The following is a 17,875-nucleotide window of genomic DNA, read 5'->3' as shown; positions in this document are numbered from 1 at the left end:
CCGGCCTCAGAGCGCGGCGTAACCCGGGCGGACGACGTCGTCGATCAGCCGCTGCCGCTCCGGCAGCGGCAGGAACGCGGCCTCCAGGGCGGCGACCGTGAACTCCTCGAAGACCTCCGGGCCGTAACCGAAGGCGTCCGCCATGTGCTGGAACTCCTCGCTCATGGTGGTGCCGGAGACCAGGCGGTTGTCGGTGTTGAGCGTGATCCGGAAGCCGAGCCGGCGCAGCTCGTCGATCGGGTGCGAGGCGTAGTCCTTGGCCGCGCCCGTCTGGAGGTTGGAGGTCGGGCAGACCTCCAGGGCGATGCGGTTGTCACGGACGTACGAGGCGAGGCGGCCCAGCGTGCCGTCCTCGGCGATGTCGTCCGTGATCCGCACGCCGTGCCCGATCCGCTCAGTGCCGCAGACCTGCACCGCCTCGTGGATCGACTCCGCGCCGACGGCCTCGCCCGCGTGGATGGTGAAGTGGCAGTTCTCCCGCTTCAGGTGCTGGAAGGCGGGGAGGTGGCGGGCCGGCGGATTGCCGATCTCGCCGCCGGCGATGTCGAAGCCGGCCACGCCGTTGTCCCGGTGGGCGACGGTCAGCTGCGCGATCTCGAGGGAGCGGTCGGTGTGCCGCATGCCGGTGAGCAGGGCGCGGACGGTGATCCGGCCGCCGGTGCGGCGCTCGCCCTCGCGGAAGCCCGCGTTCACGGCCTCGACGACCTCGTCGAGGGTGAGGCCGGCCTCGAGGTGCTGCTCGGGGGCGTAACGCACCTCGGCGTAGACGACCCCGTCGGCGGCCAGGTCCTCGGCGCACTCGGCCGCGATCCGCTCCAGCGCCTCGCGGGTCTGCATCACCGCGCAGGTGTGGGCGAAGGTCTCCAGGTACCGCTCGAGGGAGCCGGAGTCCGCGGCGTCCCGGAACCAGACCGCCAGCTCGGCGGGGTCCTCGGTGGGCAGCGAGGTGTAGCCGCACGCACGGGCCAGCTCGATGATGGTGGCGGGGCGCAGCCCACCGTCGAGGTGGTCGTGCAGGACGGCCTTGGGAGCCTTGCGGATCCAGTCGGCGACGGCAGGGGAGGCAGGGTTGTCAGACAAGTGCATGGCGGGGAAGTGTACGCCACCGCGGGCACCCGATGGTGTGACGGTGACGACAGGACCTGCGGCCGGCGACAAGGCCACGCCTCCTGCCCCGCACCACCGCCCGTCGCCCCGGATGCCCTCCCGGCTCAGTTGGACTGCAGCACCGCCAGTGCGGGCGCCCCCGTCGGGAGCATGTGCTTGGCCGCCAGGACCGGCGTCTCCTCGACCCGCACCACCTGCGTGACCAGCACCGCCGGCGTGTCCGCCGGCCGCCCCAGCTGCTCACCCCTGCGCCGCCCGAGCAACGTCGCCGTCACCGCGCTGTGCCCGGCCAGCGGCACGCCCCGCGACGCCGCCGCCAGGATGCCCAGCATGGACGTCCGCTCGGGCGCGGCCGTCGCCCGCAGGGCCTCCGCGAAGGCCGGGTGCGCCCGCTCCAGGACCTCGTCGGCCGCCGCCCACTCGTGGCTCAGGGCCGCCGGACCCGCCTCGCCCACCAGGACGGACTCCCAGAAGCGCAGCTCCGCGCCGGCCGGGGCGAGCAGGTGCTGCGTCGTGAAGTCGGTGGGCTCCTCGACGGTGCGCAGCAGGCCTCGGACCCGCAGCGGGGCGGCGGCGCCCAGCAGCTCCTCCAGCGCCTGGATCTGCTCGAAGCCGCGCCGCGGCGGGTGGGCGTTGACCGTACGGCCCACCCCGCGCCGCACCGTCAGAAGCCCGTCCTCCTGGAGCAGCAGCAGCGCCTCGCGCAGCGCGGGCCGGCTCACGCCGAGTTCGCCCGCGAGCTTGGGCTCGGAGGGGAGCGTGGAGCCCGGAGGGTAGGTGCCGTCGTGGATGGCGTCCGCGATCCGTTCGTAGAGTGCGACGACGGGCCGTCGTCGCTGTCCGCCGGCTGCCACGGATCGGTCCTCCTCGTGCTGGCGCGCGCACCCGTGAGGTGCGCGGTCACGTCCGCCGTGACTACGGTAGCCGCCCGTTCTTGTCTGACAAGTCACTCGTACGGCTGTCTTCGCCGCCGCCGAACCCGCGGAATCGGCCCATCCTGGGGGGACGCACGACGGAGGAGAGGGCCGGCCATGAGTCGCAGGGAGACATCGAGTACGGACGGGCCCCGGGCGGGCGGGGCACTCACCCCCGGCCGGATCGCGATCGCGGTCCTCGCCGTCTTGTTGCTCGTGTTCATCTTCGAGAACACCCGCCAGGTGCGGATCAGACTGCTGATCCCCGAGGTCTCCATGGCGCTCAGTGTCGCGCTGCTCGTGACCGCCCTGCTCAGCGCCGTCTGCGGGTACTACGCGGCTGCCCGGAGGCGCAAGTGAGGCGGGCGGCGCTGCTCGGCGCGGGTGCCGTGCTCGCGCTCGCGGCGGTGGCCGTGAGTTCGGCGGAGCCGGTGGCGGTCGAGGAGGAGGGCGCGGAGCGCGGGGGCGGACGGCAGTCGATGCCCGACCTGCTGGGCCGGCGTCTGTGGCGGGTCTTCACCGTGCTGGCACCGCGCACGCGGCTGGACGTCCACGACGTCGGCGGGCAGGACCGGCGGGTGCTCTGGCCGCCGAACTGGTTCGTGTGCACCCAGTACCCGGCGCCGGGGGCGGAGCGTGCGGCGGGAGGACGGGTGGTGGTGGGCGTGGTGAAGAAGGGCGAGACCTGCCCGGCCCGCGTGACGGCGGCCCGACGCTGAGACCCCGGCCCGCGCCCCGCCCCGTCTGGAGCCTTCCCCCGGCGGGCCGGCGCTGAGACTCCGGCCCGCGCCCCGACCCGTCCGGAGCCTTCGCCCGGCGGCCCGGCGCTGAGATCCCGGCTCGCGCCCCGACCGTCCGGAGCCTCCGCCCGGCGGCCCGGCGCTGAGACCCCGGCCCGCGCCCCGACCCGTCCGGAGCGTTCGCCCGGCGGGCCGGTCCCTGTGCCGGCCTCTGTGCCGGCTTTCTGTGCTGGCCCGCGTCCCGACCCGTGTCCCTACCCGTGTGCCGGCCCGTGTGCGGGCCTGCGGTGGGCCTTGGCGGGCCTGTCCGGCACGTGCGGCGGTAGCCTGGCTCCATGTCCGACGATCTTGGTCCGTATCTCGTCAGCGGGGCCCGCGTCGGCCTGCGGCACTTCCGTTACGACGACGCCGACGAGTTCACCGCTCGCGCCCGGGAGAGCCGCGCGCTGCACACGCCCTGGCTGTTCCCGCCGCAGACGGCGGAGGCGTACGAGACGTACGCGCGGCCGCTGATCGAGGATCCGGCCAGGGCCGGATTCCTGGTGTGCGAGCGGGACGGCGGCGGCATCGCCGGCTTCGTCAACATCAACAACATCGTCCGCGGCTCGTTCCTCTCCGGGGCCCTCGGCTACGGCGCCTTCGCGCACGCCGCGGGGCGCGGGCTGCTCTCCGAAGGGCTCGGACTCGTCCTCTCGTACGCCTTCGGGCCGCTCGGGCTGCACCGCCTGGAGGCGAACATCCAGCCCCGCAACACCGCCTCCCGCGCCCTGGTCCGGCGCGCCGGCTTCCGTCTGGAGGGCTTCTCGCCCGCGATGCTGTTCATCGACGGCGCCTGGCGCGACCACGAGCGGTGGGCCAGGACCGCCGATCACCAGGGCCCGGCAGGCGAGGTTCAGCGCTTGTAGTTGATCTTCATGGTGTCCATGTCGGTGACCGAACTCCGCAGTCCGGCGAAGCCGTGTCCCTGCTCCTTCAGGGCCCGCTCCACCCGGTCCTCCGCGATCGCCGCCGCCATCTCCTCGCCGTCGTCCGCGTCGGACACGACGATCACGCGGTACGAGAAGTGCTTGAGGGTCCGGTCGTAGGCGAGCGAGCCCTCCTCCGTGAACCGCATCGCCGACATGCCGTGCTCGTCGGCCTCGGCGAGCAGCCGGCTCCGGCCCTCCTCCGACAGTCCGTCGAACGTGCCCCGCACGATCACCCGGTACGTGTGCTGCGTGCCCATCCCTGGCGCCCTTCCTCGATGACGACACCACCCTAGGCCGACCGGTGCAGGGTGCAACGGAATTTCCCGGGCCCGCCCTCCACGGCTGTTGTCCACCCTCTGGCCAGGGATGGTTCCGGCGTGTTCCATGGTCGACATGACGACCGTACGACGTGCCGTACTCACCCTGCCCGCGGCGCAGTTGGGCCCGGACAACCCCCTGCCCGCACTCCACCACCTCGGTGGGCCCGGAACCCCCGCGGTCGACGAGCGGGACCGGACCGGGCTGCCCCGCGACATGGCCCGGCAGCTCGGCCACGCGCCGCTGCGCACCCTGCTGCCCGCCCGGATGCGCGACGGATACGGGCGCGAGCGCACCCCCACCGCCCTCGAAGCGATCGAGATCGAGAACGACCGGCTGCGCGTCACCGTGCTCCCCGGCCTCGGCGGTCGCGTGCACTCGCTGCTCCACAAGCCGACCGGCCGTGAACTCCTCTACCGCAACCCGGTGCTGCAGCCCGCCGCCTTCGCCCTCAACGGCGCCTGGTTCTCCGGCGGCATCGAGTGGAACATCGGTGCCCGCGGCCACACCACCCTCTCCTGCGCGCCGCTGCACGCGGCGGTCGTCCCCGCGCCCGACGGAGGCGAGATGCTGCGGCTGTGGGAGTGGGAGCGGCTGCGCGACCTGCCCTTCCAGGTCGACCTGTGGCTGCCCCCGGACGCCGAGCACCTGCGCGTGGGGATCAGGATCCGCAACCCGCACGAGCGGGCCGTCCCCTGCTACTGGTGGTCGAACACGGCCGTCCCCGAGGACCGCAGGATCCTCGCACCCGCCGACACGGCCTGGCTCCCCCACTTCGTGGGAGGTACCCCCATCGGCTACACCCACGCCCTGCGCCGGGTCCCGGTGCCGCGCACCGACGACGGCACCGACCGCACGTACCCGCTGCAGAGCACCCACGCGGGCGACTACTTCTACGCGCTGCCGGACGGGCAGCGGCGATGGATCGCCGCGCTCGACGAGCACGGCGCCGGCCTGGTGCAGACCTCCACCGACGGCCTGCTCGGCCGCAAGCTCTTCGTGTGGGGGACCGGGCGCGGCGGGCGCCGCTGGCAGGAGTGGCTGACCGAGCCCGGCACACCCGGCTACGCCGAGATCCAGGCCGGCCTCGCCCGCACCCAGCTGGAGCACCCGACCCTGGAGGGCGGGGAGGAGGTGTCCTGGCTGGAGGTGTACGGGCCGCTGACCGCCGACCCGGCCACGGTGCACGGCGAGGACTGGGCCGCCGCCCGCGCGAGCGTCGAGCAGGCCCTCGCCTCGGCCGTGCCGCGCGCCGAGGTCGACGCGGCCTACGAGCGCTGGCGCGCCGCCGCCGCCGACACCGAGCCGGGCCGGCGGCTCGCGATCGGCTCCGGCTGGGGTGCGCTGGAAGTGCTGCGCGGGCACTACGAGTTGCCGGGCACGCCGTTCGAACCCTCGCTGCTCGGCGAGGAGCAGCGGCCGTGGCTCGACCTGCTCCGTACGGGCGCCCTGCCCGTCCCGGAACCGGGCGCCGCACCCGTACCCACGCCGGTCTCCGACGCGTGGCGGGACATGCTGGAGACCGCCCCGGCCGACCCGGTGACCGAGTACCACCTGGGCGTCGCCCAGTGGGCGGCGGGGGACCTGGCCCAGGCGGTACGGAGCTGGGAGCGCGGCCTGAAGAACGCGGCCGAGCGCTGGCCGCTGCTCTACTGCCTGGCCGTGGCCGACCGGGAGGACGGGCACCTGGAGCGGGCCGCCGAGCGCTGTGCCGAGGCGTTCGACGACCAGTACGGGGGCGACCCGCTGGTGACCGCCGCCCTCGGGCGCGAGACCGTCACCGTCCTGCTCGCCGCCTCCCGGCCCGCCGAGGCCCGCGCCGTGCTGTCCCGGCTGCCGGAGGACGTCCGGTCGCGCGGCGCCTTCCGCTACCTGGAGGCGCGCCTGCTGCTCGCGGAGGGCCGCGCCGCCGAGGCCCGCGCGGTCTTCGACGAGGGCTTCGAGGTGGCCGACCTGAAGGAGGGCGCGGAGGAGCTGGGCGAACTGTGGTCCCAGCTGACGGACGAACCCCTGCCGTACGCCTACGACTTCCGCATGCGCCCGAACTGAGCAGGGCGCGCCGGGGGCCGGGCACGCTGAGGACCGGGGCGCCGCCCCGGCCCTCAGCGCCGCCCGGCGCGTTCCCTGCGGCGGCGCCGCCTCACACCCGGCACAGGATCTCGCCGTGCGGCACCATGAACCAGGCGTCGTCCTCCTTGCCCCAGGCACGCCATGCCTCGGCGATCTCCGTCAGTTCCGCACGGCTCGCGTGGCCGCCCTCGACCGTCAGCTCCGCGTAGACCGAGTCGGTGGTGCGGTCCGCCCACAGGCCGCTCCACCAGGCGCGCTCGTCCGGGCTCGCGAAACACCACACGCCGGCGGAGGAGGTGACGTCGGTGAACCCGGCCCGGCGGGCCCAGGACAGCAGCCGGCGGCCCGCGTCGGGCTCGCCGCCGTTGGCACGGGCCACCCGCCGGTACAGGTCCTGCCAGCGGTCCAGGACGGGCGACGCGGGGAACCAGGTGAAGGCGCCGTAGTCGCTGTCCCGGGCCGCCACCACGCCGCCCGGGCGGCACACGCGCCGCATCTCGCGCAGCGCCTGCACCGGGTCCCCCACGTGCTGCAGTACCTGGTGGGCGTGGACGACGTCGAAGGAGTCGTCGGGAAAGTCCAGGGCGTGGACGTCGGCAACCGCGAACTCCACGTTGTCCAGGCCCCGTTCGGCAGCCGTCGCCCGGGCCTTCGCCAGCACGCCCTCGGCCGCGTCCACCGCCGTCACCCGGCCCGGCGCCACCCGCTCCGCCAGATCGGCGGAGATCGTGCCCGGCCCGCAGCCGACGTCCAGGACGGCCATCCCGGACCGCAGTTCGGGGATCAGGTAGGCGGCGGAGTTCTCGACGGTGCGCCAACTGTGCGACCGCAGCACGGACTCGTGGTGGCCGTGGGTGTACGTAGCGGTCTCGCGCGGAGGCGTGGACGACGGCATGACCGGACTCCTTCGTATCGGCGGGTGCGGCTTTCGTGTTCACCGTACGCCGACCATTCGCATTCTGAGACCCCGTTCTCAAGATGTGGACATCGGGAAGCTGGGTGAGCCGCAACCCGTCGGCCGTGGCCCGGTCGACTCCCTCCTCGCGAAACGGACCTGACGAATGCTCATATGACAGGCCGGTGAACGGGCGGTCGCCGCCCGCTCCCCACGCCTAGGGTGTGGCCGACCCGCCACCGACGTGCCGAGGAGACCCGCCCGTGCCCGACCGCCGCACCCTGCTGAAGGCGCTCGCCGCCGCCCCCGTGCTCTCCGCCATCGGGACGCCGTCCGCCGCGGCCGCCCCTGCCGCGCCCCGCACCGGGGCCACTTCCGCGGCCGCCGGCGCGCCCGGCATCGTCAAGCCGCTCCCGCCCGAGTACTTCACCCTTCGCGGCACCAACGCCGAGGCGCGCTACGAGACGCTCCGGGACACCGGACTCCTCACCCCCGCCGACCGCTTCTTCGTTCGCAACCACACCTCCACCCCCGTCCTCGCCGCCGACGACTGGCGGCTCACCGTCTGGGGCGACGGCCTGCACGGCCGCGAGCCCGTCCACTTCACCTACGGGCAGCTGCGCGACCTGCCGCCCGTCACCCGGACGGCCCTGATCGAGTGCGCCGGAAACGGCCGCAGCCTCTACACCACCCAGCAGGGCGAGCCCGTCAGCGGCACCCCGTGGACCCTCGGCGCCGTCGGGGCCGCCCGCTGGCGCGGCGCGCGCCTCTCCGACGTGCTGCGTCTGGCCGGCCTCGCCTCCGACGCCGTCGACCTGATGCCGCGCGGCCTCGACGACCCGTACGTCACCGCGGGCGTGGACCTCGGCCGGGTCCGCCGTCCGCTGCCCGTCGCCAAGGCCCTGGACGACGTGATCCTCGCGTACGAGATGAACGGCGAGCCCCTGCCGTACGACCACGGCTTCCCCGTCCGGCTCGTCGTGCCCTCCTGGGTCGGCATCGCCTCGATCAAGTGGCTCGGCGACATCCAGGTCTCCCGCACCCCGCTGTCCTCGCCCTGGTCCACCGACTACTACCGGCTGTTCGGCGCGGCCCACCCGCCCGGCGGCAGCGCCCCGATCACCCTCCAGACCCTCAAGAGCGCCTACGAGCTGCCCTTCGGTGCCGCCCTGGAGGCGGACACGACGCACCGGCTCGACGGCCGGGCCTGGTCGGCGCACGCGTCCGTGCGGAAGGTCGAGGTCTCCACCGACGGCGGCGCCCACTGGCGGCTCGCCCGGATCGTCGACCGCCCCGCGCCCCACCGCTGGGTGCGCTGGACGACGTTCTGGCGGCCGCGCGACACCGGGCCCGCCACCCTGCTCTCCCGGGTCACCGACGCGGCCGGGAACGTCCAGCCGGAGCGGGCCGTGCACAACACCCAGGGATACCTCTTCGACGCGGTCGTCCGGCACCCCGTCACCGTCGTGTGAGGGGCGGAAACCAGCAAACCTCCGTATAAAGGACACCGGGGCGCCGCTCCTGCGCGCCCCGGTGCCCGCGCGCGGCCAGGAGGAGGTTCCGGACATGCGGCAGACGGCCCCGGAGAGCCGAGGCCCGGTGCGCTACGGGCCGCCCGCGCCGGAACCGGGCCTGCCCGTGCTGCCCGGCCTGACCGCGCTCCTCGCCGCGGCCGTCGACCGCACCGGACCAGAACCGCCCGGCGGCGGCCCCGTCCTGCGCGAGGCCGCCGCCGGCTACTGGTGGCGCCGCGGACTGCGCACCCACGCGGAGGACGTCGTCGCCGCACCCGGCGCCCAGCCCCTGCTGCTCGCCCTGATCGCCGCGCACGGCGGCGACGTGCTGCTGCCCCGGCCCTGCCCCGCCTGGTGGACCCCGCAGGCCCGGCTCATCGGCCGCCCCGCCTACCACGTGCCCACCCCCGCCGAATGCGGCGGCGTCCCCGACCCGTACGCCCTCCTGGAGACCGTCCGCCGGATCCGCGCCGAGGGCGGCAACCCCCGGCTGCTGCTGCTCTCCGTCGCCGACGACCCCACCGCCACCGTCGCCCCGCCCGAGCTCGTCCGCGAGGCCTGCGAGGCCGCCGTCGCCGAGGGCCTCCACATCATCAGCGACGAGACCTGGCGCGACACGCTCCACCGGCCCCAGGACACCGTGCTGCTCAGCCCGGCCGAGATGTGCCCCGACGACGTCACCGTCCTCACCGACCTCGCCGGCGCCCTCGCACCCGCCGCCTGGCCCTGCGCCGTCGCCCGCTTCCCGCCCTCCGCCCCCTCGCGCGCCGACCGCTACGCCGACCACCGGGCCCGCACCCTCGACATCCTCACCGCGCTCGGCGCCCTGGTCCCTGGCCCCCTCGCCCCCGCCGCCGCCCACGCCCTCGACGAACCCGAGGACGTCACCGTACGGGCCCGCCGCACCGCCGCCCTGCACGGCCGGGTCGCCGCCGCCGCCCACCGCGCGGTGCTCGCGGCCGGCGCCCTCGCCCGCCCGCCGCAGGCCGGCCGGCACCTCTACGCCGACCTCGGCCCCTTGCGCGCCGGGCTCGCCGCCCGCGGCGTCACCGACTCCCTCGAACTGGAGAACCACCTCACCGCCCGCCTCGGCACCCCGGTGCCCGGCGGCCACCGCTTCGGCGACGAACTCGGCGCGCTGCGCGCCCGGTTCGACACCGCCGCCTTCCTGGGAACCACCGAAGAGGAACGCACCGAAGCCCTCGCCTCACCCGCTCCCGAGGAACTGCCGCACGTGGCGCGGGCGTTGAGCTCGTTCGGGGAGGCACTCGACGAACTGGCGCACTGAGGGAACAGGCCGGCCGACGCAACGGACCGGCAGACGGAGAGGCCGGTCGACGGAACGGACCAGCTGGCAGACAGGCCGGTCGACGGAAGAGACCGGCTGACGGAGAGGCCGGTCGGCGCAAGAGACCGGTCGACGGAACGGACCGGTTGACGGAACGGACCGGCAGACGGAACAGACGGTTGACGGAACAGACGGAGGCCGCAGAGATGACGGAACAGACGGCCCGGCCGGCCCGGGCCCCGCACTCCGCCCGTACCCCCCACGCCCCGCGGCCCGTGCCCGCGCTGCAGCCCCTCGGCCGGCTGCGGCACGACTGGCCGCGGAGCTTCGCCGACCGGCTCACCGCGCCGCTGCCCGGCGTCCGCGCGATGGCCAGGCTCGCCCGCGAAGGCGCCGTCCGCCCCGGCCCCGAAGGGCTCCGCGACATCCCGCGACTGCCCTTCGCTCCCGGGCCGCTGCCCGATGCGGGGCCCGACACCCTCGCCGTCACCTGGGCCGGACACGCCAGCTGGGTGCTGCGCATCGGCGGGCTCACCGTCCTCACCGACCCGGTCTGGTCCCGCCGCATCCTCGGCACCCCGGCCCGCCTCACCCCGGTCGGCGTCCGCTGGGAGGACCTGCCGCCGGTGGACGCCGTCGTCATCAGCCACAACCACTTCGACCACCTGGACGCGCCGACCCTGAAACGGCTGCCCCGCCACACGCCCGTCTTCGTCCCCGCCGGACTCGGCCGCTGGTTCACCCGGCGCCGCTTCACCCGGGTCACCGAGCTCGACTGGTGGGAGGCGGCCGAACTCCACGGCGTGCGCTTCGACTTCGTCCCCGCCCACCACTGGTCCAAGCGCACCCTGTTCGACACCTGCCGCTCCCTGTGGGGCGGCTGGGTGCTCACCGACCGCGCCGGGCGGCGGGTCCACTTCGCCGGCGACACCGGCTACGGCCACTGGTTCGCCGAGATCGGCCGCCGCCACCCTGGCATCGACCTCACCCTGCTGCCGATCGGCGCGTACGACCCGCGCTGGTGGCTCAGCGACGTCCACACCGACCCCGAGGAGGCCGTCCGCGCCTTCCAGGACCTGGGGGCCCGGCGCATGGCCCCCATGCACTGGGCCACCTTCGTGCTCTCGTCCGAGCCCGTCCTCGAACCGCTCATCCGCGTCCGGGCCGCCTGGGAGGCCGCCGGCCTGCCCCGCGAGGACCTGTGGGACCTGCCAATCGGCGCCTCACGGGTGCTCGCCACCTGAGCGAGGCGGGCACGACCAGCGCCAGGGGGGTGTCTCGCCGATCACGCCGGGCTCACGGCCGATCCGGCCTGATCGACGAGACACGAGACATCCCCTACGACCCGCGCAGCCGCCGCCACAGCGCCGGCACCGCGCTGATCAGCACCGTGAGCGCCACCGCGGCCACCACGCCCTGCCAGGGCTCCGGGAAGAGCGAACCGCCGAGGATGCCGATGAGCTGGTACGTGGCCGCCCAGGCCAGACAGGCCGGCAGATCGCCCCGGGCGAACCGCCGCAGCGGCATCCCGGCGAGCAGACAGGCCAGCATCACCGGGATCCGCCCGGCCGGCACGAGGCGCGAGAGCACGAGCACCGGCACCTGGTGGCTGTCGAGCCGCTCCTGGGCGTGGGCGAGCCGGTCGGGCGCCGCCCGGGCGCGCAGGGCGGCGAGCCAGCGCGAGCCGTTGCGCGAGCGGACCCCGCGCTGCCCCAGCCAGTACAGCGACAGATCGCCGAGGAACGCGGCGGACGACGCCACCAGGAATACGAAGAGGAGCGCGAACGGATCCGTCTGGTGGAAGGCCACCACGGCCGCCGAGCTCACGATCGCGCCCGTCGGCACCACCGGCACGAGCGCGCCCAGCGCCACGAGCAGGAACAGCGAGGGATAGCCGACCGCCTGCTGCGTCGACTCCGGCGGCAGCTCCCGCACCGCCGTGATCAGCCGGTCGATCACCGGGTGCCCTCCGGCCGCGCGGGACGGACCCGCCTCACCGCGCCACCTCCGGCCGCACCCGCTCGCCGTGGCCCAGCAGGTGCACGGCCACCTTCGGGGCCAGCCGGGCCGCGTGGCGGACGAACTCGTCGCCCGGCGCGTGGAACTCGTGCGGCCGGACCGCGTCCATGCCGATCGGCCAGTACGTGCCGTAGTGGACCGGGACCGCGGCGGCCGGCGACAGCGCGGCGAGCGCCTGCGCGGCCCGGCCCGCGTCCAGGTGTCCGTGACCCAGGTACGGGCCCCAGCCGCCGACCGGGAGCAGCGCCACGTCGACCGGGCCGACCGCCTCCGCCATGCCGTCGAACAGGCCGGTGTCACCCGCGAAGTAGGTACGGGCCTCGCCCTCCACCACGTAGCCGAGCGCGGGGGACCGGTGCGGGCCGAGCGGCAGCCGCCGGCCGTCGTGCAGGGCGGGCACGGCCCGTACCGTCACGCCGGCCACGGACACCTCCTCGCCGGGCGCGAGCTCCGCGAGCCGCAGCCCCCGCCGGCGGAGGCGGCGCAGCGCCGGTACGGCCGACGGCGCGCCGGCCGGCACGACCAGCAGCGTTCCGGGCGCCAGCCCGGCGAGCGAGGGCAGATGGAGGTGGTCGGCGTGCAGGTGCGAGACCAGGACGGCCTCGGCCCGCGCGGCCTCGGGCGGCGGCAGCGCGCCGCGCCGGCGCCGCAGGTGCGCGAGCCGGCGCGCGAAGAGCGGATCGGTCAGGAGGCGGACACCGGAGTCCTCGACCGTACACGTGGCATGACCCCACCAGGTGATCTCCACCGGCCCGCCGCCCCTCTCCTGTCGTGGCACGGCCGGATGACCCGGACCGGCGGCCCGGACCGGCGGCCCGGCCCGGTCGGACGGCCGTCCGCGCCGTTTCCATCCGTTCCCCATCCGTAACGAGGGTAAATGTCCGGGGCCGCGGGTGTGGCCGGACTTCACCGGACCGTCCTCCTTGGTATACCGAACCCCTCCTCGGTGCGCCCCGGACACAGTAGGGTCGGTCCATGGACGACGTTCGGGTGGCGGCGATCGCCAGCCTCACCCCGCTCGAAGAGCTCGACGACGACCCCTTCCTGGTCGACACCCGCAGCCAGCACGCGATGTGCGTCCGCTGGGCCCGGGACAAGGGCTACGTGGTGACGCGCCAGCTGTTCTGTTACGGCATCAGGCCGGACCACGACGCGCTGTGGGCCGACGTCGACGAGGGCGCCGTGGACCTCTTCGTCGCGCCGAACGACCGGGTGCTCGCCCGCGCGCTGACCGACGTACCCGCCTTCCACGCCGAGTGCGCGCGGCGCGGCGTACGGCTCGAGACCGCCGGGTTCGACGAACCGGCGTACGACGCGCCGATGAAGGCCGGGGTGCACCGCAGACTCTCCATGCCGACCGCCGGATACGACGGCTCCTGAACCCGGATACGACGGCTCCTGAACGCCCGGCCCGGGCCGCCCGTTGCTCGCGGGTGCGACCGTCCGGCGTCTCGGGTCAGACCGTCCGGCCTCCCGGGTGTGACCGTCCGGCGGACCTGCGTCGAACACCTGTCGCCGCCTCCCGCCCCGGCGTCGTTGTGCCACGCTTGAGGCAGGAAACGGGCGAAAGGTGAACCAGGCGTGGGCGAACGGCGAGGAAGGATCCCCGCCCGCTGGCGGAGCGCGGCCCGCGCCCTGCTGCGGGTGATCACGGTCTGGGCGGTCTCCACGCTCACCCTGCTCCTCCTCGCCGGCCTGCTGCCCGACTTCCAGCTCCAGTCCGCCGACGGGGACAGCCTCACCACGATCGCCTTCACCGCGGCCCTGGGCGCGGGCGCCTTCGGCCTGCTGAGCGCGCTCGTGTGGCCGCTGATCGTGCGCGCCCTGCTGCTCGTACCGGCCCTCGTCCTCGGCCTGTTGGTGTTCTTCCTCAACGGTTCGCTGCTGATTGTTGCGCTCTGGCTGATCCCCGACGGACGGGGCGCCGCCGCGCCCGAGACCGCCGTGGTCGTCGCCGCCGTGATGTCCGCCGTCGCCTCCGCCACCTCCACCGCGCTCGCCGTGCGCGACGACGACGCGTACCGGCGCCGGCTCTACCGCCTCACCGACCGCACACGGCCGCGGACCGCCCGGGCCGGCGCCGAGCCCGTACCCGGTACCGTCTTCCTCCAACTCGACGGCGTCGGCCACCGGGTGCTGTCCGAGGCCGTCGCGGACGGACTGATGTCGACGGTCGCCGACTGGCTCGCCACCACCCACACGCTGACCCCTTGGCGCACCGACTGGTCGAGCCAGACCGGCGCCAGCCAGCTCGGCATCCTGCACGGTTCCAACGAGGACGTGCCCGCCTTCCGCTGGTACGAGAAGGACACCGGCCGGCTCATGGTGTCCAACCGGCCCGCGAGCGCCGTGGAACTCCAGCGCCGCGCCGTCGAGCGCACCGGCGACGGCGGGCTGCTCACCCTCGACGGGGCCTCGCGCGGCAACCTGTTCAGCGGCGGCGCCGACCAGCTCGCGCTCGTCCTCTCGGTGGCCGCCCGGCGCGGCCGCCGCAACCGCTCGCGCTCCGGCTACTTCGCGTACTTCTCCGACCCCGCCAACGCGGTCCGCACCGCGGGGTCCTTCGTCGCCGAGGTCCTGCGCGAGATGCGGCAGTCGACCGGCGCCCGGCTGCGCCGCGAGTCCCCACGGGTCTCGCGCGGCGGCCTCTACCCCTTCGTCCGGGCCTTCGCCACCGTCGTCGAGCGGGACGTGGTGGTCGCCGCCGTCATGGGCGACATGCTCGCCGGGCGCACCGCCGTCTACGCCGACCTGGTCGCCTACGACGAGGTCGCCCACCACTCGGGGCCCCAGGGACGCGACACCGACCAGGTCCTGGCCCGCCTCGACCGGTCGATCGCGCTGATCGCGAAGGTCGCCGAGCACGCGCCCCGCCCGTACCGGATCGTGCTGCTCTCCGACCACGGGCAGAGCCCGGGGGAGACCTTCGAGTCCGCGTACGGGCTCACGCTGCGCGATCTGGTGCGGGCCGGCTGCGGTCTGCCGGTGTCCCGCCGGGTGCGGCGGACCCGCAGCGGCTCCGAGGCGAGGGACGCGGCCCGGGACGCGCTGCGCAGCGCGCTGCACCGGCCCGTGGACGAGGCGGAGGAGGCCGGGCAGGACGGCGCGGAGGCGGCGGCGGTCGCCGCGGCCCGCGCGCCCGAGCCGGTCGTCCTGGCCTCGGGAAACCTCGGCCTGGTGTCCTTCCCCGGCGTGCCGCACCGGATGACCCGCGAGGAGATCGACCGGCTCCACCCGGCGCTGCTGCGCACCCTCGCCCACCACCCCGGGATCGGCTTCCTGCTGGTCGCGAGCGAGGAGCACGGCTCGGTGGTGCTGGCCCGCGACGGGGTCGAGGTGCCGATCGCCGAACTCGCCGAACCTGCCGATCAGGCTGACGCCCCGGACGCCCCTGACGCCCCGGACCGCACCGGCGTCGCCGCTCCCCGCGACCCCCTCGCGGTCTTCGGTCCGGGCGCGGCCGCGGCCGTGCGGCGCACCGACGGCTTCCCGCACGTCGCCGACATCATGGTCAACTCGATGTACGACCCGGAGACCGGCACCGTCCACGCCTTCGAGGAGCAGATCGGCTCGCACGGCGGTCTGGGCGGGGACCAGGCGCTTCCCTTCCTGCTGTGGCCGCGCGACCTGCCGGCGCCGCCCGACGGGCTGGTCGGCGCGGAGGCGGTGCACCAGGTGCTGCGCGGCTGGCTGCGGGAGGGCGAGGGGCCGCAGGTGCCGCTGGAGATTTCTCCGTCGAAGCGCCATGCGGAAGCGTTTCTTCCGGTCGACGAGCCCGTCATGCGGGACAAACACGGGTGATTTGGAAGGTCGTCTCGGAATCCGGACCATGGTGGCGTTTGTACGACGAGAGGCGCACCACCCCCCATGAGCACGGCCCCCACCGCGACCCCCGCGCAGGCTCCCGCACCCACCCCCGCACCCACCGTGGCCCCCGGCCCCGCCCAGGAGCAGGACCCGCAGTCCACCAGGCACGCCCGCCGCTTCGGGCTCCCGATCGCCACCGCCCTCGTCATGGGCAACATCATCGGCGGCGGCATCTTCCTCCTGCCCGCCTCCGTCGCTCCGTTCGGCACCATCAGCCTGGTCGCCTTCGGCATCCTCACCCTCGGCGCGATCGCCCTGGCCCTGGTCTTCGGCCGGCTCGCCCACCGCCTGCCGCAGACCGGCGGACCCTACGTCTACGCCCGCGCCGCCTTCGGCGACTTCGCCGGCTTCCTCGCCGCCTGGTCGTACTGGATCACCGCCTGGGTCTCCAACGCGGCCCTCGCCGTCGCCGCCGTCGGCTACCTCGACGTGCTCGTCCCGGTCCACGAGTCCAAGGCCGCCACGATCGCCGCCGCCCTGCTCATCCAGTGGCTGCCGGCCCTCGCCAACCTGGCTGGCACCCGCTACGTCGGCGCGGTGCAGATCGTCGCCACCGTGCTCAAGTTCGTCCCGCTGATCCTCGTCGCGGTCGGCGGCCTGTTCTTCTTCGACAGCGCCAACCTCGGGCCCTTCCACGCGAGCGGCGGCAGCGCGCTCGGCGCCGTCTCCGCCTCGGCCGCGATCCTGCTCTTCAGCTACCTCGGCGTCGAGTCCGCCGCCGTCAGCGCCGGCGAGGTCCGCGACCCGCGCCGCAACGTCGGCCGCGCCACCGTCCTCGGCACCCTCGGCGCCGCCGCGGTCTACCTGCTCGGCACGCTCGCGGTCTTCGGCACCGTCGCCCACGACAAGCTCGTCGACTCCACCGCGCCCTTCTCCGACGCCGTGGACGTCATGTTCGGCGGCTCGTGGGGCGGGGCCGCGGTCGCCTGCATGGCCCTGGTCTCCATGGTCGGCGCGCTCAACGGCTGGACCCTGCTCAGCGCCCAGGCCCCCTACGCCGCCGCCCGCGACGGCCTGTTCCCGAAGGTGTTCACGGTCAAGCGGCGCGGCGTCCCGACGGTCGGCGTGCTCGTCACCGTGGTGCTCGCCTCGCTCCTGACGGTCTACAACTACACGGTCGGCACCGAGGGCGTCTTCGAGATCCTGGTCCTCGTCACCACCTTCACCGCCACCGTGCCGTACCTGCTCTCCACCGCCGCCCAGATCTACTTCCTGCTCTCCGGCCGGTCGGACCAGGTCTCGCGGGCCCGCCTCGCCCGCGACGGAGTCCTCGCCCTCGCCGCCTTCGGCTTCTCGCTGTGGCTGGTCGCGGGATCCGGTTACGCGGCCGTCTACCAGGGTGTGCTCTTCCTCTTCGCCGGCGTGCTCGTGTACGCGGCGATGGCGGCCCGCAAGGGACGCGCCGCCGGGACCGCCGCCTGACACCCGGTGCGGTGAAAAGCGGCCCCGGAGCGTAGGCCGGGCGGGCGGATCTCCCGCTCGGGCCGGAGCACCGGTGTCCCGGCGGGGCAGTACGGATCTCCATGAGGCCCCCCGCCCGGTTCGCGCTCGCGGTGCTGCTCGTGCTCGCCGCGATGCTCGGCGTGGGCGCCGGCGGCGAGCTCGCGGCCGCCGAGGTCGAGAGCCGGTACGTCTCCGCCGCGACCGACCTCGGCGCGGAGACGTACGAGGCGGCCGAGGGCGAGGCGACCGCACCCGTGCGCGCCGAACGGCGGCCCGCGCCGCCCCGCCGCACCCGCCCCGCGCCACCCGCGGGCGGACCCGCGCCCGCGCCCGCGTCCGTGCCGGCGGCACCCGGCGCGGCTCCCCGGTCGGCGGTGATGCGGTGCTGAGAGGCCCTGCCTCTCCGTACCCCTTCACCCCCCACCGCAAGGAGCATCACCATGCCCGTCGACCACTTCGCCGTGCTCAACGCCCTGCTGCGCGCCGAGGCCGCCCGCGACCGCGCCGCAGAACACCGCACCCCGCGCCGCGACGCGGAACGCGCACCGGAACGGTCCGCCACGCCCGCGACCCCGCCGAGGACCACCGAGCAGGAGCCCCGCACGGAGTGACCTGACCCGGACCGGGCCGGTGGACCGGCGCGGGGGGGGAGAGGGGGGGGGGGGGGGACGGGGCGCGGTGAGAGGTTTCTGGACGCCGCGCCCCCTCCCATTTCCCCCCCACACAAACGCA

At 75.0% G+C, this 17,875-nt stretch carries 18 protein-coding genes; 12 read left to right on the top strand and 6 right to left on the bottom strand.

Annotated features, from left to right (window positions below):
• Positions 1 to 6: 6 nt before the first annotated feature.
• Together ACFWJO_RS01380 and ACFWJO_RS01375 are read right to left on the bottom strand one after the other, a co-directional pair.
• Complete coding sequence (locus ACFWJO_RS01380) at positions 7 to 1,086, bottom strand: adenosine deaminase (RefSeq protein WP_386862768.1); 1,080 nt, start codon at positions 1,084 to 1,086, stop codon at positions 7 to 9.
• A gap of 125 nt (positions 1,087 to 1,211) precedes the next feature.
• Entirely contained in the window at positions 1,212 to 1,961 is a 750-nt protein-coding gene (locus tag ACFWJO_RS01375) for a GntR family transcriptional regulator (protein ID WP_386862767.1), read from the bottom strand.
• Between the two features lie 177 nt (positions 1,962 to 2,138).
• Here ACFWJO_RS01375 and ACFWJO_RS01370 point away from each other — a divergent pair, with 177 nt between their 5' ends.
• From ACFWJO_RS01370 to ACFWJO_RS01360, 3 genes are all read left to right on the top strand, one after another.
• Positions 2,139 to 2,381 carry a DUF1049 domain-containing protein gene (locus ACFWJO_RS01370; RefSeq protein WP_386862766.1) on the top strand — a complete coding sequence of 81 codons (243 nt, stop codon included), beginning with the start codon at positions 2,139 to 2,141 and terminating at the stop codon, positions 2,379 to 2,381.
• Complete coding sequence (locus ACFWJO_RS01365; protein WP_386862765.1) at positions 2,378 to 2,740, top strand: hypothetical protein; 363 nt, start codon at positions 2,378 to 2,380, stop codon at positions 2,738 to 2,740. Before ACFWJO_RS01370 ends, ACFWJO_RS01365 begins: the two co-directional genes overlap by 4 nt.
• A 356-nt stretch (positions 2,741 to 3,096) precedes the next feature.
• On the top strand, positions 3,097 to 3,666 hold the full coding sequence (locus tag ACFWJO_RS01360) for a GNAT family N-acetyltransferase (protein WP_386862764.1): 570 nt from the start codon (positions 3,097 to 3,099) through the stop codon (positions 3,664 to 3,666).
• Here the strand turns inward: ACFWJO_RS01360 and ACFWJO_RS01355 are convergent.
• Positions 3,654 to 3,986 carry a DUF6204 family protein gene (locus ACFWJO_RS01355; protein WP_386862763.1) on the bottom strand — a complete coding sequence of 111 codons (333 nt, stop codon included), beginning with the start codon at positions 3,984 to 3,986 and terminating at the stop codon, positions 3,654 to 3,656. The two genes, ACFWJO_RS01360 and ACFWJO_RS01355, sit on opposite strands and share 13 nt — an antisense overlap.
• A gap of 136 nt (positions 3,987 to 4,122) precedes the next feature.
• Between ACFWJO_RS01355 and ACFWJO_RS01350 the strand changes: the two genes are divergently transcribed.
• Positions 4,123 to 6,096 carry a DUF5107 domain-containing protein gene (locus ACFWJO_RS01350; protein WP_386862762.1) on the top strand — a complete coding sequence of 658 codons (1,974 nt, stop codon included), beginning with the start codon at positions 4,123 to 4,125 and terminating at the stop codon, positions 6,094 to 6,096.
• Between the two features lie 91 nt (positions 6,097 to 6,187).
• Here the strand turns inward: ACFWJO_RS01350 and ACFWJO_RS01345 are convergent, their stop codons facing one another.
• Positions 6,188 to 7,012 carry a methyltransferase domain-containing protein gene (locus tag ACFWJO_RS01345; protein ID WP_386862761.1) on the bottom strand — a complete coding sequence of 275 codons (825 nt, stop codon included), beginning with the start codon at positions 7,010 to 7,012 and terminating at the stop codon, positions 6,188 to 6,190.
• A 263-nt stretch (positions 7,013 to 7,275) separates the two neighbouring features.
• On the opposite strand from ACFWJO_RS01345, the gene ACFWJO_RS01340 reads away from it, so the two are divergent.
• From ACFWJO_RS01340 to ACFWJO_RS01330, 3 genes are all read left to right on the top strand, one after another.
• Entirely contained in the window at positions 7,276 to 8,484 is a 1,209-nt protein-coding gene (locus tag ACFWJO_RS01340) for a sulfite oxidase (RefSeq protein ID WP_386862760.1), read from the top strand.
• A 94-nt stretch (positions 8,485 to 8,578) separates the two neighbouring features.
• On the top strand, positions 8,579 to 9,814 hold the full coding sequence (locus tag ACFWJO_RS01335) for an aminotransferase class I/II-fold pyridoxal phosphate-dependent enzyme (protein WP_386862759.1): 1,236 nt from the start codon (positions 8,579 to 8,581) through the stop codon (positions 9,812 to 9,814).
• Positions 9,815 to 10,020: 206 nt separating this feature from the next.
• Positions 10,021 to 11,058 (top strand): MBL fold metallo-hydrolase, encoded by a 1,038-nt coding sequence (locus ACFWJO_RS01330; protein ID WP_386862758.1) that lies wholly within the window; start codon positions 10,021 to 10,023, stop codon positions 11,056 to 11,058.
• Between the two features lie 94 nt (positions 11,059 to 11,152).
• Here ACFWJO_RS01330 and ACFWJO_RS01325 read toward each other — a convergent pair whose 3' ends face one another.
• Both ACFWJO_RS01325 and ACFWJO_RS01320 read right to left on the bottom strand, forming a co-directional pair.
• Positions 11,153 to 11,773 carry a DedA family protein gene (locus ACFWJO_RS01325; RefSeq protein ID WP_386862757.1) on the bottom strand — a complete coding sequence of 207 codons (621 nt, stop codon included), beginning with the start codon at positions 11,771 to 11,773 and terminating at the stop codon, positions 11,153 to 11,155.
• A gap of 34 nt (positions 11,774 to 11,807) precedes the next feature.
• Positions 11,808 to 12,581 carry an MBL fold metallo-hydrolase gene (locus ACFWJO_RS01320; RefSeq protein ID WP_386862847.1) on the bottom strand — a complete coding sequence of 258 codons (774 nt, stop codon included), beginning with the start codon at positions 12,579 to 12,581 and terminating at the stop codon, positions 11,808 to 11,810.
• A 227-nt stretch (positions 12,582 to 12,808) separates the two neighbouring features.
• On the opposite strand from ACFWJO_RS01320, the gene ACFWJO_RS01315 reads away from it, so the two are divergent.
• The 5 genes from ACFWJO_RS01315 to ACFWJO_RS01295 all read left to right on the top strand — a co-directional run bounded on the left by ACFWJO_RS01315 (position 12,809) and on the right by ACFWJO_RS01295 (position 17,754).
• Complete coding sequence (locus ACFWJO_RS01315) at positions 12,809 to 13,213, top strand: hypothetical protein (protein WP_386862756.1); 405 nt, start codon at positions 12,809 to 12,811, stop codon at positions 13,211 to 13,213.
• 201 nt (positions 13,214 to 13,414) lie between these two features.
• Positions 13,415 to 15,634, top strand: a complete 2,220-nt coding sequence (locus ACFWJO_RS01310; RefSeq protein ID WP_386862755.1) for a phage holin family protein — start codon at positions 13,415 to 13,417, stop codon at positions 15,632 to 15,634.
• Positions 15,635 to 15,700: 66 nt separating this feature from the next.
• Positions 15,701 to 17,122, top strand: a complete 1,422-nt coding sequence (locus ACFWJO_RS01305; protein ID WP_386862754.1) for an amino acid permease — start codon at positions 15,701 to 15,703, stop codon at positions 17,120 to 17,122.
• Positions 17,123 to 17,223: 101 nt separating this feature from the next.
• On the top strand, positions 17,224 to 17,532 hold the full coding sequence (locus ACFWJO_RS01300; protein WP_386862753.1) for a hypothetical protein: 309 nt from the start codon (positions 17,224 to 17,226) through the stop codon (positions 17,530 to 17,532).
• Positions 17,533 to 17,583: 51 nt separating this feature from the next.
• On the top strand, positions 17,584 to 17,754 hold the full coding sequence (locus ACFWJO_RS01295) for a hypothetical protein (RefSeq protein ID WP_386862752.1): 171 nt from the start codon (positions 17,584 to 17,586) through the stop codon (positions 17,752 to 17,754).
• Positions 17,755 to 17,875 lie beyond the last annotated feature (121 nt).

The sequence above is a fragment of the Streptomyces sp. NPDC127092 genome, from assembly GCF_042722475.1.
Lineage (GTDB): Bacteria > Actinomycetota > Actinomycetes > Streptomycetales > Streptomycetaceae > Streptomyces.
This window is presented reverse-complemented; position numbering and strand designations above follow the sequence as displayed.

Coding starts and splice junctions, on each gene's coding strand:
- ACFWJO_RS01380 (WP_386862768.1), bottom strand. CDS start 1,086: ATGCACTTGTCTGACAACCCTGCCTCCCCTGCCGTCGCCGACTGGATC.
- ACFWJO_RS01370 (WP_386862766.1), top strand. CDS start 2,139: ATGAGTCGCAGGGAGACATCGAGTACGGACGGGCCCCGGGCGGGCGGG.
- ACFWJO_RS01360 (WP_386862764.1), top strand. CDS start 3,097: ATGTCCGACGATCTTGGTCCGTATCTCGTCAGCGGGGCCCGCGTCGGC.
- ACFWJO_RS01355 (WP_386862763.1), bottom strand. CDS start 3,986: ATGGGCACGCAGCACACGTACCGGGTGATCGTGCGGGGCACGTTCGAC.
- ACFWJO_RS01350 (WP_386862762.1), top strand. CDS start 4,123: ATGACGACCGTACGACGTGCCGTACTCACCCTGCCCGCGGCGCAGTTG.
- ACFWJO_RS01345 (WP_386862761.1), bottom strand. CDS start 7,012: ATGCCGTCGTCCACGCCTCCGCGCGAGACCGCTACGTACACCCACGGC.
- ACFWJO_RS01335 (WP_386862759.1), top strand. CDS start 8,579: ATGCGGCAGACGGCCCCGGAGAGCCGAGGCCCGGTGCGCTACGGGCCG.
- ACFWJO_RS01330 (WP_386862758.1), top strand. CDS start 10,021: ATGACGGAACAGACGGCCCGGCCGGCCCGGGCCCCGCACTCCGCCCGT.
- ACFWJO_RS01315 (WP_386862756.1), top strand. CDS start 12,809: ATGGACGACGTTCGGGTGGCGGCGATCGCCAGCCTCACCCCGCTCGAA.
- ACFWJO_RS01305 (WP_386862754.1), top strand. CDS start 15,701: ATGAGCACGGCCCCCACCGCGACCCCCGCGCAGGCTCCCGCACCCACC.
- ACFWJO_RS01300 (WP_386862753.1), top strand. CDS start 17,224: ATGAGGCCCCCCGCCCGGTTCGCGCTCGCGGTGCTGCTCGTGCTCGCC.
- ACFWJO_RS01295 (WP_386862752.1), top strand. CDS start 17,584: ATGCCCGTCGACCACTTCGCCGTGCTCAACGCCCTGCTGCGCGCCGAG.